Origin of the sequence: Paenibacillus sp. FSL P2-0173, from assembly GCF_038008045.1 — a bacterium.
Taxonomy (GTDB): domain Bacteria; phylum Bacillota; class Bacilli; order Paenibacillales; family Paenibacillaceae; genus Paenibacillus; species Paenibacillus polymyxa_B.
In genome coordinates, this window is sequence record NZ_JBBOYK010000001.1 from 1528095 (window position 1) to 1543940 (window position 15846).

Sequence of the window (15846 nt, forward strand, 5' to 3'; positions counted from 1 at the left end):
CTTTTTAACTTAGGGAATAAAGCTTATTCAGACTTGCCCATCGTTTGTAGATGCTTCATAGTACCGTACAATTTAGTAATATGTTGAAACTCCTTTTCCGAATGAAAAGAGCATTGCCCACGTCCATAAGCTTTGGCTGTTTCTACAGCCAATTTGGCCGCCAGCGCAATATCGCTTTCGTGGCTGGCCCCCGTTGCACTGCCTGGGACAGGAGCAGCGGCCGTGATGGCTACACCAACCACTGGAGCGGAAGTTGCCACCGCTGGTTGCAAAATGCTGTTGATGTGATACAGGTCGTTACCATAAGGTGTGATGTCCTGCGTAGTTACAGCAAACGTGACACACGGTTCGCCAGTAACGGTCTGAACAATATCGACGAGGTCTTCACTAATTCGTAGCACATAGCCTTGACGTACCGTCGGGGAAATGGCAATACCTTTATGGTTAATGACCCGATTCCCTTTGGTCGTATCAATGGATAGGATCGCTTCCATTTCGGGTGTCACTTCATATTTGTTCATCGTCAAAATATCTACGGGTGAATCCATAAATGGAACCGGATCATGGGGCTGAGTGGGTGCATCTGGACAAATATGTGTACAGATGATCACATCTCCGTCAAGCACATCTCCTTTGGACTGCATGCACAATAGTTTAGCCGCCGCCGAAATTGCCGCTGCCGCACCGTCACCATCGGATACAAATCCGATCATTTCCGGTCGTGCTCCAAGTCCACCAAGTCGCCCTACTACACCCAAGGTTGGAGAATCGCCCCCCTGAATGCGACCCGTTTTACCGGCAATGACAATTTTAATAAAATCCGTAGAGCCCTTTTCACCTTTCACGGTGGAGACCGTAATCTCCGCTTGACCCAGTTGTTCCAAATAAGCTTTGACTTCTGCCCCGCTGGCAAACGGACTATCCAAAAGGTCATAGACTTCAAAAACTTGTTTCATCATACGGCAGATCCCCTTATGCTTCTTTTTGTGTTGTTTTCAGATATTTAAGCGCCGTCAAGGCGTATACTTTCGCAGATTGAATGATCTGCCATACCGGAGCTTTTTCATTAAAATTGTGAATGGTCGACAGTTCGGCAGGCCCGTATTGCAATACCGGGATATTGTATTTGCGGAATGCACGTGCATCGCTGGTTGCCCATTGCAGTACGCCATAGGCCTCTTTACCGCTGACCTCAGCGATAGATCCCACAAGCTCCTGTACAATCGGCTCGGTTGGAGGGGTCCAGTTGGCATTACCATAAAATCCGAATTGTTTGGGTTCCGCGTCAATGCCAACACTTGCAAGCAGTTCTTTGGCTTTGGCCAGTACATCGCGGTGGTCTACGCCAAATGGAACACGGGAATCTACTTGCACTGTGCAACGGTCCGCAACCACATTGACTTTGGTGCCTCCCTGGATCGTACCAATGTTCACTGTTACATGATCAAACGCTTGTCCATAGCTTGGGTTCTCACGTTCACTTGCATAACGCTTGGAAATTTCAATGATCTCTTTGACTTCTTCCGGGATGTCCGGCTTGATGTCCCACAGTTGTTGCAGCGCTTCAATCCCTTTTGCTGCCTTCAAAATAGCACTTTCACCTGCAATCGGCTGCAAACTGCCATGACCCGGTGTGCCTTCAACGGTAAATTCAAACCAGCAGCTTCCTTTTTGCCCGATGGTCGGGTTTTGCGGGCCTGAAGGCTCTGCGATCACAGCAGCTGTTCCTTCAATCAGCTTTCTTTCCAGCACCCAAGGTACTCCGAGATGTCCCCCAGTTTCCTCGTCTGGAACTACAAGCAACGACAACGCACCTTCGAGTGGTACGCCTAGTTTGGAGAAAAGCGCAACGGTAAATATTAATCCGCCCAGTCCTGCTTTCATGTCCGAAGCACCGCGACCCAGGAGATAGCCATCACGTATCTCACCACAAAACGGATCAAAATCCCAACGAGTACGATCCCCTGCCGGCACAACGTCTGTATGCCCACAGAAAATCAGTTTTTTTCCATCCGCCGTTTCAGCGCCATAATCAGAAATGAGATTCCACATATTCAGCCCGGATTCATGCACCGTTGTTTCTATACCTGCTTCTTTAAGATAGTCCATAATGAACTGACTAATTTCGCGTGAATCACCTGGAGGATTTTCCGAAGGAAACTGAATCAACCGCGAGCATAGCTCAAGCAATTCGTCCTGCCGTTTATCTATTTCATCAAGAACTAACGTTTTCCAATCTGTCATTTCCATTCAGTCCCTTCACGTTTTTCATTTAGCCAACTAAATTTTTTACGATCCATCGGGATCAGCTTCATACTTCAGGTGTAAAATGATAGCCTTCGGCTGTAAAAACCGAAGGCATAAGGTAAGATCACAACTTACTCTTTATTCAATGAATAGAATCGGATAACCTCATCTGGGTAGTAAACATATCCAGTGACGTCTTTGCTCATGCCAACAACCCGATTGTATTCATACAGGTACGCCCATGGCGAATCTTGATTTATAAGCTCTTGTGCTTTGCCATACAGCTCTTTACGTTTATTTTCATCTTGCTCTTTGCCAGCTTGTTCCCAAAGCTTATCCACTTCTGCATTAGCGTAATGCATATAATTCGAGGAACCGCCGCTGTACATCAGGAACCCGAGATGGTAACCAGGGTCGTTGACGAAGGAAGTCCATTTGGAAATGTATGCTGTCAGGTTGCCTTCTCGTTGCTGTTCAAGGAACTGTGCACGGGCAACATTGACAACATTCATCTTTACGCCAATCTTGGCAAGTTCAGCTTGAATCAATACAGCATCATCTGCCCAGTCCTGGAAGCCGGAACCCAGTGTCAGATCAAAATTAAACCCATTAGGATAACCCGCTTCTGTAAGCAGCTGTTTTGCTTTGTCCAGGTCGTGCTTGTAGCTGTAACCCGCATCGGTGTAGCCAGGCGTGTTACTCGCTACAGAACTCTTCATTTGCTTTGCTTGGCCGTACATGACATCGTCGATTAATTGGTCGTAAGGAATAGCATAAGCAATGGCTTGACGCACTTTTGGATCATTAAAAGGTTTGACTTTGTTATTCATGGCGAAATACAGAATCCGGTTACTTGCATTGGATTGAACCTTCAGATCAGCGTTGGTTTCCAGCTTCGAAACGTCCTTTGCAGGAATTTCAATCGCCATGTCCACATCGCCTTTATCCAGCAGAAGTACACGGTTGGAAGCTTCCTTGGTAAACTTCATCGTTACTTTGCTCAGATTTGGCGCTCCTTGCCAGTAGCTGGCATTAGCATTAAAGACAGCTTCTGTCGCAGGGTCCCATTTTTCAAGCTTGAACGGACCTGAACCTGCCGCATGTGTTTTCAAATAGTCGCCATCGCCATTTTCTTTGACAAGCACATCATCCACAATAGAGAAGTTGTACAATGACAGGATTTGCAGAAACATATGATTGGGTTGGGACAATGTAACGACAACGGTGTGCTCATCAGGCGCTGTAGCGGTTTTAATGGAGCTCATACCATACAGGAAGCTACCGGAATCGGAATTTTTAAGCCGCTCAAAGGAATACAACACAGAATTGGCGGTCAGCGGGTTGCCGCTTTGGAATTTAACGTCTTTACGCAGATGGAGCGTATAAGTCATGTTATCAGCGGACACATCCCATTTCTCAGCCAGCATGGGCTTAATTGCTTCCGTATCTGCCACTTCACCGCTATCCGTAGACTTTTTGCCATAGGTCACAAGCTGATCATAGAGCGCAAGCACAAGGGTATCCGATGTAAGATCACTTGCTTCAGCAGGGTCCATGGTTGACCCTCCCTCCGAGTAAGCAAGTGTAATCGTCTTTGGTGGGGATGGGGCATCTGCGCCTTTCTCTCCAGATGAAGCGGACGGGCTGTTAGCATTGCTCGCACAGCCTGCCGTCCATAGCAACGTAGACAAGACGACAATTAAAGAAAGACTTTTTTTCAACATGGCTTACGTTCTCCCCTTTAATGATCTATTTATTTTTATTTGCTAGAGCGCAGTCTAGGATCGAGAACATCCCGCAAACCGTCTCCAAGCAAATTGAAGCCCAAAATAGCTGTCGCAATTCCAAGACCCGGGAAGGTTACAATCCACCACTCACCGGAAATGATATACGCTCGCCCTTCTGAAATCATTGCGCCCCATTCAGCAATCGGGGGTTTCACACCGAGCCCCAGGAAGCTGAGACTGGCTGAGGTGAGGATGGCGAAGCCCATTCCGAGCGTTGCATTCACAAGCAGTGGGGCAAGTGCATTAGGCAAGATGTGGCGAAACAGGATCGTTCCGTTCGTTACACCAATCGCCCGGCTGGCCTCAACAAACTCCTTTTCCCGGAGAGAGATGGTTTGTCCGTGAATCAGTCTGGCGAATTCGGGTATGCCTACAATGCCCACGGCGATGAGTGCACTCATCAGTCCTGGTCCCATCGCTGCAGCAATGGCCATGGCGAGTACCAGCGACGGGAAAGCCAACAGAATATCCATACAGCGCATAATAATGCTGCCCATTCGACCGCCATAGAAACCTGCGATGGCTCCAAGCGGTACGCCGATGATAAATGAGATCGACACGGCAATCATCCCGGTCCATATGCTGATTCTGGCTCCGTAAATGACACGGCTGAGAATGTCACGTCCGTAATTATCGGTCCCAAACCAATGTTCTGCACTTGGCGGCAGCAGCTTGTTCGCCGGGTCGGTTACATAAGGATCATGTGGAACGATCCATGATGAGAGGATGGCAATGAGCGTCCAGCCAACGATAAAGATAAATCCGATTAAAGCGAGTTTATTGCCAAACAGTAATCGCCAAAAGGTCTTGCGTTTCGGTATAGCGGCTGCATTGGGCTGAGGTACAGCCGCTTTTGCCACCAAATCACTTGCAGTGCTCATCCGAGTACCTCCCCCTACTTTTGTGCTTCGTTCATTATTCGTACCGGATACGTGGATCAATCAATCCGTAAACCAAGTCGACTCCAAGATTGATAAAGCTGTAAATCAGCGCACTTACGAGGGTAAATGCTTGAATCGGTGCGTAGTCAGCCGCCAAAATGGAGTCCGTCACATAGCTGCCCACTCCTGGCCAGGTAAAAATGGTTTCGGTAATAACCGCTCCACCAATCAGGTAACCGACCTGCAAACCAAGTACGGTAAGTGTTGGAATAAAGGCGTTAATGAGTGCGTGCTTATAAATAACAATTCCTTCGCGCAGACCTTTGGCTCTGGCTGTGCGAACAAAATCCTGACCGATCACTTCCAGCATGCTGGAACGCATCATCCGTGCCACAATCGCCATAGTGCCTGTACTGAGACAGACTGCTGGCAGAACCAAATGGGATAAACTGCTTTTTAAAGCTACAAAATCACCGGTCATCAAACTATCGAGTACATAAAGTCCCGTAACGTGCGTCGGCGGATTGATGTCACCGCTAATTCGACCCATGGGCGCAGGAGCGATGCCCCATTTAGCATAGAAGATATAAATGAATAACAGGCCAATCCAGAAAATGGGCATACATGCACCGATCAAGGAAAACACACGTGAAATGTGATCAACAATCGATTCTTTACGGGTTGCTGCCAGGATGCCGATTGGGATTGCCACCAGAATCGCAATAACCAAGCTTGCCAGCGCCAACTCGATGGTTGCTGGAAACCGGGTAGCAAAGTCGCTTGCCACTGACTGTCCAGTGTGATAAGCCTGACCCAGATCACCTTGGAACAATCCAACTACATAATGAAAAAATTGAATGTACTTCGGTTGATCCAGTCCCATGCTGCTTCGAATATTTTCAATCGTCTCGGGTGTAGCCTGTTCCCCCGCAAGCATCACGGCAGGATCACCCGGAAGCACTCTTGAGATCATGAATGTAATGACGACAATACCAAGCAGTGCCGGAATCATTTGTATCAATCTACGTAGTGTGTATACGGCCACAGCCTGTCCCCCCTTATCCGTAATTCCTCGTGTATTTGTCACCTTTCTTTTCATCACTTGTTATTTTTATTCATTGTACTAAGGAACAAGAACGGTTTCCACGTCCTGAATAACTAAAAATAATGACGAATTTTGTCGTTTGCGCACTAAAGTTACTCATCATGTTATTTAAATGTCGTGTTTTATTCGAATATAGAAATCAAAATCAGCATGATGCCAAACAAGCGATCCCCTTTCAAAAGGAAATCGCTTGTTTTTTATATATAGAGATTGTAGTATTAGGCCGATCAGGAAAGGAGAAATAATCGCGAGCACTGCAAAAAACGAGGTGTTCGACTCAGCAGCTTGCTGTCCGGTCGCACCTTAAAGCGAGGGGTAGCGAAAATACGTATTGCTTTGTCTTTCTCTATAGATTTCCAGTCACGATAATACCATTTGCTCGCTTCAGGTGTGCTCTGACCCAAGCTATAAAGGAATCGATAAATATGTGCAATTCCGGCTCCTTGGCAGGCCAAGCATCCAATTCTGTTAATATCTCATGCCATATCGACTCCGGAATCGGATTATCCCAACAGGGATCAAAAGCCTCATACGTTTCCCCCGTATCAGGATCGTCAAGTGGATATTTGGACTTTAACGCAGACAACACGATATCAAAGTCATCTGCGTAGATAAAGATTATCTCCTCCAGCTTTGGTTCATCCGTATCCCCATAACGCAGCGGTTCAAAAGTATATCCAATATTGGCTCGTGGACCACTATAGCGATAGATTAGTGTCTGAATCTCTTTTTTGTCCTTCTTACTCAATCTCACCACTCCTTTCTTCGGCTACAGATCGAACCATTCCGCAGCACGCTCCTCTTCTTCCAGCACCCTGTACATTCCTTCCCTCCACTTCACCGCATCTTCGCCACCAATATGAAATAGACAATAGATATAAAGTTCACCGTCTTTTAACCCTTCAATATTCCTTGCCTCTTCCACTGAAACTTGGAGCGCCTCAGGCCAATCGGGATCATTCTGAAGCAGGGCAAAGCCATCCTCATCCCTTTGCATCCGATATCCGTCAATCCTAGGCAGTGCTTCAGCTAAACGATCCATTAGCACTTGAATATCCTTAACATCTGCGACTTTAATTCCATACTCCCAACCCATCTGCATCCCTCCAATTTTATGAACTTCTCCTTAACTAGCCCCCCTAAATCGGATTTCACCTTCTCATTCACCTCAGGAGTTCAGTCGTAGTCCGCATATAAGAGGTACTTTTTTGTTTAAAACCACCCACTTTTGCTGGATTTCCATGAGCCTCCCACTTTCCTTCTGCTTTCCCTGAATTTTCTTAAAACTTATTATAATAGATATCTAAACTATGTAGCTTATGAATTAGCAAATTGAGACCTTTTGACTATCATTCAAACCAGCAAACAAAATAGGCTTCTCGTGAATATAGCACGGAAGCCTATGGGTTCATCAAACAATTCTTTTATTTATTTGGTCTCTGAGATACCAGCTCACTATTCCCTTTTCTCTTTCTTACCCCCAACATAATGATGGCCATAACAGCTACTAGAGCTGCTATAAGAGCAAAAGGAATATATTTGTCCACCCGATATAGCGTCGTTGTCAAAATAGGAGCAATAATTGCAGAAATCCCTTGGACAGTGGCCACCAGACCAGCGGCTCCCCCTTGCTGTTCTTTACTAACAGAAAGAGAAGCCCCAGCCATAAATCCAGGCATAAGCAAGCCTGTACCTATACCAAACATAAAGAACGCTAAATAGTAAACAACCATGCTGGCTGACATGAGGAATATCAGCATACCGGCAATAAGGAACAGAGAACCGAGCAAAATCATCGGCTTGGGTTGCCATTTAAGCCATTTCATCTGAACGATCTGTACAATCAACATGGCTGCACCGGAAAACATAAGTCCAAAGGAAACCACTCTTGCTGTTTCTTCGGATGAAAGGCCTAGTTGATCTTGAAAATAAAATCCGCCTATAACCTGGATGGTCACAATACTAATCATCGTAACCAAACCTGCAAACAAATACATTCGTAGACCGGGTTGAAACGGGTTAATCCGAGCTGGCTTTTGCTGAATAACGGGCTTGGCAGACGGAATTGCCAGCAAGGCCACTACAAATGCTACAGCAGCAATTACAATCCCAAAATATAGAGGCCACAGCAAGCCTATTAAAGTAAAGGCACCTGCAATAGCAGGACCAAATACTAATCCAAGTCCATTGGCTGCGCTAATGATCGCCATCCCACTGCCTCGATCTTCTCCCTCGGTCACATCTCCCATATAAGCTTGGGAGGATGACAATACCGCCGGGATAAACCCGCCGATCAAACCGCGTGTAACAATTAACAGGACTAACAGCAGCCCCCCGCTGAGCCAACCTTTTAATCCTGCAAAAAGAGTAAGCGTAAACAGCAAGCAGCTTACACACATCCCTATGAATCCAAGCAGAATCACAGGCTTGCGTCCCTTTGCATCACTCAGATTTCCCCATATTGGGGCCATTAAGGCCATCGTTATGGAGCCAAGCGATATAATTAACCCAGAATGACTTTCTCTTAATCCCAACTCACGAATAAGGGGCGGCATAATTGGAGCAATGAGCATGAGCCCAAGCATAGCCACAAATACACTGAAAAAGATGCTCCCTTTTATTCTGTTCATCCTCGCACACTCCTCTGTTATAGATTCTCTCTATGCAGAAGTATACGAGTCACAGCACCACTCTACTGCCTATATACGGATTATTCTACGGTTAAACGGATTTTATTTTAAAATACCTTCTTTAAGGATGATGGCTTCACTCCGTATTCCCGGAAAAATTGCTCTGAAAATGCACTCACATTGCTATATCCTACAGCCATCGCAGCTTCAGTCACATTGCTTTCTTGGCTTCGGAGCAGCTTCATCGCATAATCAAGACGAATTTGGCGCAAATATTCAAATACAGTAGTTCCAAAGCAGGCTTTGAATCCTTTTTTTAATTTAAAATCGTTTAATCCAACCTTTTTGGATAATGTGATCAGTGAGGGTGGATCAATCATGCTGAACTCAAGTATCTCCCGAGCCATATGCAGCTTTCTAACATCTTCTTTAGACAAACCTTCGGGCATAGGTGTTAAATCAAATAATTGAATCATAAATCGATTTAAAATCTCAAGTGCTGCTGCTTCCATTAACAAAGGCGATTTATGCACACTTTTCAAGTCTTTGATCAAATGTTCAATCATCACTATACTTCTGTGATCCAGTTCAAAACTAAAGTGATGGAATGCAGCTCCATTAAGAATTTGATTAAATTCAATAGCTACCTGCCGACGAGCCGCTAACTGTGAAGCCGCATAATTAAACAACGAAATCGGAATGCCAAGTGCAAATGATTTGTATTGTTCGTTAACCGGAGGATGAAAGCAAGCTTTAAAATCCTGTAAAAAAATAAGTGCCCCCTGTCCCATCGGGAGTGTATAATCCAACCCAGCCACATTCACATGACGTTGACCCGAAAGCGCAAATTGGAGCTCAATCATTTGTCCACTGGAAGCAAAGTTGGTCGGATACGGCTCGTGATATTGAATATGCGAATACACGATCTCAATTCCACTATAAGTTGTAACTCGGTAGATATGTCCATGGCCCGCTTCCGGTAAAATCATATACGTATGCTCGTTCTGTTGTCTGAACGGGGTCTTTTCCAAATAATGCTGATATATTAATGATAACGAATTTGAATTCACAAGCGTCCACCTCAAATGTTTTCATTCATCCTGATCCTTCGAATGAGAATCGTTATCAATAATAGTAGCTGAATTTGAATGGTTTGACCAGACCTATTGGAGTGAGCTGTGGAGACATTCCGGGGCTTTTATAATAAAAAGCCCGCCGTAAGAGGCAGGCTCGGCTAATTAGCTCTAAGGCGTGTCAGCTCTTAATTCCCTTTATTAAGACTTTATCTAACTCTTTACAAGATTTGCTGAATGAGTGACCCGATTTCTCCCGCCACTTTTGGAAGCATACAGAGCCAAATCCGCTTGATGAACAATCGTTTGTTCCGTATCCTCTTGCGTCACCGTTGCCACACCAATACTCACAGTAATAGCATATTCTCCCCAATCCATCGAGGCCGTCGTGGAGCGGTATCTTTCCGCTGTAAGAATAGCTTCTTCTTGATCGTTGCCCGGAAGAATAATTACGAACTCCTCGCCGCCATACCGAGCGACAATGTCCCTATCCCGTGACATGGATTGCAGTAATTCTGCCAGATTCGTAAGCACTAGGTCGCCCACTGGATGACCATAAGTATCGTTAATACTTTTGAAACGATCAATATCAATGATAAGCAGCGAAAAAGATATTCCACTCTCACGAAAGGACGCGAGGCTAGCTAGTAATTGATCTTGGAAATACCTTCTATTTTTAAGACCGGTTAACGGGTCCGTTGATGCCATCGTTTCAAGCTGGAGATTAATCCTTTCTAGCTCCTGCTGTTTGATTTCATAATCTTCGTGCAACCGTTCAAGCTTCTGGTTCGCTTCATTCGTAGCCTGATATAATTCCTGAAGCTTGGTTTTGGTCTGCAGAATATCTCTCTCATGTTCAATTCGCTTACGCATCATAAGCACTACACAATCAATAACAGTTTCTCCGTTGCGTTCCTGGCGCACCCCGTTTAGAAGTACAGGCACATCCTGTCGATCACTTGTCCGAAACGAAAAGTACATCTCATCGACATGCCCGTACAACTGAATATAGGGATAAAAATAAGTATGAAAAAATAGCTTGTTGGTAACAGACATTGTGGATTCAATCGGCCGTCCGAGCAATTCATTACGGTCATAAAGTAGCATATCCAATAAAGTTTGGTTTACCGATTGAATGAAGCCAGAATCCGAGATTGAGAAATATCCACAGGGAGCTTTATCTAATTGAATATCCATTTCATGACTGCCTTTCTCCTGATATTACACACTGGCTAAATACTCTTTAATCAGATCGCTTGTTTCTCCAGGTTGACTTAAGTGAGGATAATGCCCCTTTGCCCTCATCTGTTGAAGCCTGCTGTTTTTAAGATGAGTATGTAAATAATTCCCTACTTCAATCGGAGCAATGCTATCGTCCGAGCACTGGAGAATCAGTGTAGGAATCGAAGCATGCTGGAGATCGACACGGCAATCCGAAAAAAAAGTCACTTCCGCAAATTGTCGTGCAATATGAGGGTCTCTTGAGCAAAAGGTTTTCTCCAACTCTTCGGTTAATTCCTGTCGTTCAGGATTCTGCATAACAATGGGTGCCAGGTAACTAGCCCAGCCAATGAAGTTCATTTGCATCATATCAAGCAATTCATCGATGTCACTCTTATCGAAGCCTCCATAATAATAGGGGAGGTCATTCACATAACGAGGAGAGGGACCGAGCATGACGATGCGCTCAAAATATTGGGGATTGCGGATAGAAGCAAGCATTCCGATCATACTACTAACAGAGTGTCCGACGAATATGACATTTCTTAATTCTAGCGCTTCCATAATATCTAGCACATCTTGGGCATACCCTTGTAAGTCGCTGTATTTTTCTGAATCATAGTACTTAATTTGAGATTCTCCGGAACCTACGTAATCAAATAAGACGATTTGGTAGTTGTCGATAAAGCTAGGGACGATATAACGCCACATATCCTGATCGCATCCAAAGCCATGAGCAAATACGATCGTTTGGCTGCCTGAGCCCAGCACTTTTACATTATTACGTACGAGGATGTCAACGGTCATTATAAATCACCTCTCTGAGGTAGTATCTGTTCTATCAGCTTCTTTTCATTATTATATCGGAAAAGATTTGATTATGGATAATGAATCTCATTCAGAAATACATGTACCCAATATTCTTCTAGTTCGGAGTAACTCTGTTCATTTAACTCATTCAAATTCATATCTGTATCCTCTCCGCGGCATTTATTCATCTAAATGAAAATATTTTTTTATAGGCAAGGGCATCGCAGAGAATATTAATTCGCCTAATTGCTCTGGAGATTCCTTCATGCCGTTCTCAAGCCAGTCCTTAGTCACATTCACTCCTCCATAAGCGTTAAATCTTATAGCAAAAAGGATGTCGGGAGGCAACGAAGTCCTATTTGTTTTCTTAAGAATATAATTGGTGTGGCATTCAACCGTATAGTTAAAGATATTATTATAAAAAGACAAGTGCGTATTGTCATCAAAAGCCTTTTTAAAATAGATGTAATCCACTTTAATAAACTCAACAATTCTCCCGGCAACACGTCCCCAAGGCTCTTTTTCTATATATTGTTCAATAATTTTATCTGCCTTATCACTATATATCCATGAGATCAGGTCATATTTACTGGAAAAATGATAATAAAACATCTGTCTGCTAACCTGACAATTGTCAGTAATATCCGTTACGGTGATGGACTGGATTGGATGTATTTTGGCTAAGTCTATCAAAGATTCAGCAAGAAGTTCCTTAGGAGTTGTTTTTCGAATCATGTTAGCCCTCACAAAATTTTATTTTACATTTGTACACTATGAAGCATTTGTCTACATTTTTAACACTCTTAAAAATCAGTCTATTATTATTTAATTGCCTATATTTTATACTAATGATGTAAATAGAAGCTGGACAGCCATCTACCAAATGAAAAGGTAATGGTTCAAAATCTTTTTTATAAAGGAGAATAACAGCATGAATCCCAAAAAGATTAAAAATGTAACTATTAATGCTTCATTCAACAGCGAGAATGAAGTTGCTAAAAAGAACATGGATGTCATTGTAGACTTTTTTTCTTTATATTTAGGAGATACGGACAAATTTTATTCTTTGTGGGTTGAAGATAATCCGGCTGTAATTACCCCATTTACCACTGATGATGTGGCAGTTTTGCACAATTCTGTTCAAGAAGGCTGGGATGCTGTAAAAGGCTTCTTTAATCCCATTTTTAATGATATGAAAGGGACATTTGAATGGACCATCGATGAGTTTATAGTCGGAGAAAATCCTAACACGATTGTGACAAAAACACGCAGCCATATTGATATCACAGCGAATGGACCATGGGGAGAAAATAAAAAAATAAAATACAACGGGATCTATGTCCAGATCTTTAAATTTGAAAACAATAAAATCAAATCTTTCGAAGAGTATTATGATACTGCACTGTTAAACCAACAATACTCGTAAATATTTACTATTAGAAAAAGTCTCGGCCTGTAATCTACATTTCCATACGGAATGTACAATTCACAGACCGAGACTTTTTTTCATTCTTTATTCTGCTTCAACATCATCCGTGATTTTTTCTACTAACCCTCTCAAGCCGTGGTTGGTTACATTTAATTGATCAATAATATTCATAAATTCCGTAACAAGCTTGGCTTGCTCTTGGGAGGATACCGCAATCTGTGTGATTTCTTGTTCCATGTTATAAACCGATTGTCTGACGGCTTGCAAGGACTGCTCAATCCGTCCGGTTGCTTCCTTGGTGCCCGTAGACATTTTTCGGATTTCTGTAGCCACAACCCCAAAACCAGCTCCTGCCTCACCCACTCGGGCTGCTTCAATTGCTGCATTTAATCCAAGCAAGTTCGTCTGCTCTGAAATTTCCTTAATGTAGCCGGCCACCTCAGTCACGTTACCGGAGTCCTCAACCGCCTGTTTAGTATTGCTTAGAATTTCTTCGGCTGTCGCACTAAGCTCCTCCGAATGGGCCGCCACATGCTGAATCCCTTCAACTAGCTTGCTTGTAACATCCTCGGCTTGAGTCATCAACTTCTTCAGTTGATCTTGATTATCCATACTATAGGTGATACACATTACGGCCTCGATCTCATTCTGTTCATTCTTAATCGGATGAAAGTAAGAATCAGCAGCGATGCCGAAAACTTCAGCAGCGTAACGCTCTCTGGTCTTTTCACCGCCTACTAGCATTTTGAAGTCTCTGTGTACATCAGGAAGAGGATCGCCTGCTTTGAAGTCATAAACTAAGCTTTTACCCGACTGAAAGAACAGAAATTTTTCCCTGTCCATTACGGAAATTGAAACATCTTGTCGTGCAGCTTCTTTGATAAATGGCATGGCGGTCAAAACAGCTTCTACTTGATTCATAATATGTATCCACTTCCTTATATTTTGATATAAGTCCTATCTTCTTTTTCGACATTTTCATCCCATGTGTTTAGTGAATTTTAAAATACATGGATGATGTTGAGCCCCTACCTATAAACAATCTCCGTAGTTTCCTGAAGGGAATCCATTTTTACGGCCGGGATGCATATCCATTTAAGGTATTGTTTTCATTTCATAATAAATACAAGCAGCGCGTACCGATTAAAATTGGCACGCGCTGACGGTATGACTTTTATGAAACAGGCGCTAAGATTTAATCCAACTGCTCTCCATTGGTTTCAATCACATTCTTATACCAATAGAAGCTCTTCTTTCTGGATCTGGCAAGTGTCCCTTTGCCTTCATTATCCTTATCTACGTATATAAACCCATAACGCTTTTTCATTTCACCGGTTCCCGCACTTACCAGATCAATACATCCCCAAGGCGTATACCCTATTAAGTCTACTCCATCAGCAATCGCTTCTTTCATTTGCTCAATGTGTTGCTTTAGATAATCAATTCGATAATCATCGTGAATGGAGCCGTCTTCTTCTACTGAATCTACGGCGCCAAGGCCATTTTCAACAACCATTAACGGGATTTCATATCGGTTGTAAATGTTATTGAGGGACCATCTCAACCCCTGTGGATCGATCTGCCAATCCCAGGCACTTGCTTTCAAATGAGGATTCTTTAAGCCCATAGATAAATTTCCTCCCACCTTCTCCTGGTTGGGATCGGCACTGACACAAGTAGAGGAATAATAGCTGAAGGTATAGAAATCTACGCAGCCTTCCTTTAAGATGTCCTCATCCTCTTCTTGCATTTTGATCTGAATGTTATGATCTCTAAAATAGCGTTTGGCAAATCCCGGATAAGCGCCTCTTACTTGAACATCTGAGCATAAGAAATTACTTAAGTTATCCTTTTGTTGAGCTAGCAGAATATCATCAGGATGGCATGTAAGTGGGTAGGAACACATATAAGCAATCATACAACCGATTTTAAAGTCCTTATTGATTTCATGACCCAGCTTTACAGCCTTTGCACTGGCAATAAATTGATGATGCAACGCCTGATACAAAACCTGCTCATCCTTCACTGTAGCATGGGCAAGCTCTCCATTCCCCTCCGGCATCATAGCTCCAGCCATGAATGCGCCAAATGACAAGGTTAAAATATTGATTTCATTAAAGGTTAACCAGTATTTCACAACATCTTTGTATCTGTTAAAAAGCACTTCACAATATCTCACATAAAAATCTACGACTCTGCGATCTGACCAACCATTATATTTTTGGGTCAAATGAAACGGTGCTTCATAATGTGAGATTGTAACCAAAGGCTCAATATTATACTTTTTCAATTCTGCGAATACACGATCATAGAACTGCAAGCCTTGCTCATTCGGCTCTGCATCATCTCCGTTAGGAAATATTCTTGACCACGCAATGGACATTCTAAAGACCTTGAATCCCATCTCTGCAAATAAGCGGATATCCTCTTGATAGTGGTGGAAAAAATCAATAGCCTCGTGACTCGGATAGTTCACTCCTTCTTCCAGTATAGGTGTAATTCTTCGGGAAGTCGTATGCGTTCCAGCCGTAATCACATCCGCAGTGCTTAAGCCTTTACCTTCTTCATTATATCCACCTTCAAATTGGTTGGCAGCCGTTGCACCTCCCCATAAAAATCCTTGTGGAAATTCCAATTTAGTTGTATTTTCCATTGTTAATTCC

Annotated in this window: 15 protein-coding genes; 1 reads left to right on the forward strand and 14 read right to left on the reverse strand. The window is 43.4% G+C overall.

The window, feature by feature from the left end:
• Window positions 1-23 precede the first annotated feature (23 nt).
• The 12 genes from MKX30_RS06695 to MKX30_RS06750 form a co-directional block, all read right to left on the reverse strand.
• Window positions 24-959: a DUF1177 domain-containing protein gene (locus tag MKX30_RS06695; protein ID WP_028542291.1), complete on the reverse strand. Its 936-nt coding sequence runs from the start codon at window positions 957-959 to the stop codon at window positions 24-26.
• Window positions 960-972: 13 nt separating this feature from the next.
• Complete coding sequence (locus MKX30_RS06700; RefSeq protein ID WP_341062795.1) at window positions 973-2244, reverse strand: M20 family metallopeptidase; 1272 nt, start codon at window positions 2242-2244, stop codon at window positions 973-975.
• Window positions 2245-2378: 134 nt separating this feature from the next.
• Window positions 2379-3971: an ABC transporter substrate-binding protein gene (locus tag MKX30_RS06705; RefSeq protein ID WP_023989678.1), complete on the reverse strand. Its 1593-nt coding sequence runs from the start codon at window positions 3969-3971 to the stop codon at window positions 2379-2381.
• Between the two features lie 35 nt (window positions 3972-4006).
• Window positions 4007-4915 carry an ABC transporter permease gene (locus tag MKX30_RS06710; RefSeq protein WP_028542289.1) on the reverse strand — a complete coding sequence of 303 codons (909 nt, stop codon included), beginning with the start codon at window positions 4913-4915 and terminating at the stop codon, window positions 4007-4009.
• Between the two features lie 34 nt (window positions 4916-4949).
• Window positions 4950-5960 carry an ABC transporter permease gene (locus MKX30_RS06715; protein WP_023989680.1) on the reverse strand — a complete coding sequence of 337 codons (1011 nt, stop codon included), beginning with the start codon at window positions 5958-5960 and terminating at the stop codon, window positions 4950-4952.
• Window positions 5961-6366: 406 nt separating this feature from the next.
• Entirely contained in the window at window positions 6367-6768 is a 402-nt protein-coding gene (locus MKX30_RS06720; RefSeq protein WP_341062638.1) for a hypothetical protein, read from the reverse strand.
• Window positions 6769-6789: 21 nt separating this feature from the next.
• Complete coding sequence (locus MKX30_RS06725) at window positions 6790-7116, reverse strand: hypothetical protein (RefSeq protein WP_160790391.1); 327 nt, start codon at window positions 7114-7116, stop codon at window positions 6790-6792.
• A gap of 328 nt (window positions 7117-7444) precedes the next feature.
• Window positions 7445-8650, reverse strand: coding sequence for an MFS transporter (locus tag MKX30_RS06730; protein WP_075154564.1), 1206 nt, complete (start codon window positions 8648-8650; stop codon window positions 7445-7447).
• A gap of 107 nt (window positions 8651-8757) precedes the next feature.
• Complete coding sequence (locus tag MKX30_RS06735) at window positions 8758-9720, reverse strand: helix-turn-helix domain-containing protein (RefSeq protein ID WP_075154565.1); 963 nt, start codon at window positions 9718-9720, stop codon at window positions 8758-8760.
• Between the two features lie 216 nt (window positions 9721-9936).
• Window positions 9937-10920 (reverse strand): sensor domain-containing diguanylate cyclase, encoded by a 984-nt coding sequence (locus MKX30_RS06740; RefSeq protein WP_341062640.1) that lies wholly within the window; start codon window positions 10918-10920, stop codon window positions 9937-9939.
• A gap of 24 nt (window positions 10921-10944) precedes the next feature.
• Window positions 10945-11751 carry an alpha/beta fold hydrolase gene (locus MKX30_RS06745; protein ID WP_028542285.1) on the reverse strand — a complete coding sequence of 269 codons (807 nt, stop codon included), beginning with the start codon at window positions 11749-11751 and terminating at the stop codon, window positions 10945-10947.
• Window positions 11752-11934: 183 nt separating this feature from the next.
• A complete protein-coding gene (locus tag MKX30_RS06750; RefSeq protein WP_339200627.1) occupies window positions 11935-12489 on the reverse strand; it encodes a TetR/AcrR family transcriptional regulator C-terminal domain-containing protein in 555 nt (184 codons plus the stop codon).
• Window positions 12490-12685: 196 nt separating this feature from the next.
• Between MKX30_RS06750 and MKX30_RS06755 the strand changes: the two genes are divergently transcribed.
• Window positions 12686-13180 (forward strand): nuclear transport factor 2 family protein, encoded by a 495-nt coding sequence (locus tag MKX30_RS06755; protein ID WP_023989689.1) that lies wholly within the window; start codon window positions 12686-12688, stop codon window positions 13178-13180.
• A gap of 87 nt (window positions 13181-13267) precedes the next feature.
• Here the strand turns inward: MKX30_RS06755 and MKX30_RS06760 are convergent, their stop codons facing one another.
• Both MKX30_RS06760 and MKX30_RS06765 read right to left on the reverse strand, forming a co-directional pair.
• Complete coding sequence (locus MKX30_RS06760; RefSeq protein WP_023989690.1) at window positions 13268-14104, reverse strand: methyl-accepting chemotaxis protein; 837 nt, start codon at window positions 14102-14104, stop codon at window positions 13268-13270.
• 274 nt (window positions 14105-14378) lie between these two features.
• Window positions 14379-15836, reverse strand: a complete 1458-nt coding sequence (locus MKX30_RS06765) for a glycoside hydrolase family 1 protein (RefSeq protein ID WP_339200628.1) — start codon at window positions 15834-15836, stop codon at window positions 14379-14381.
• Between the last annotated feature and the right edge of the window lie 10 nt (window positions 15837-15846).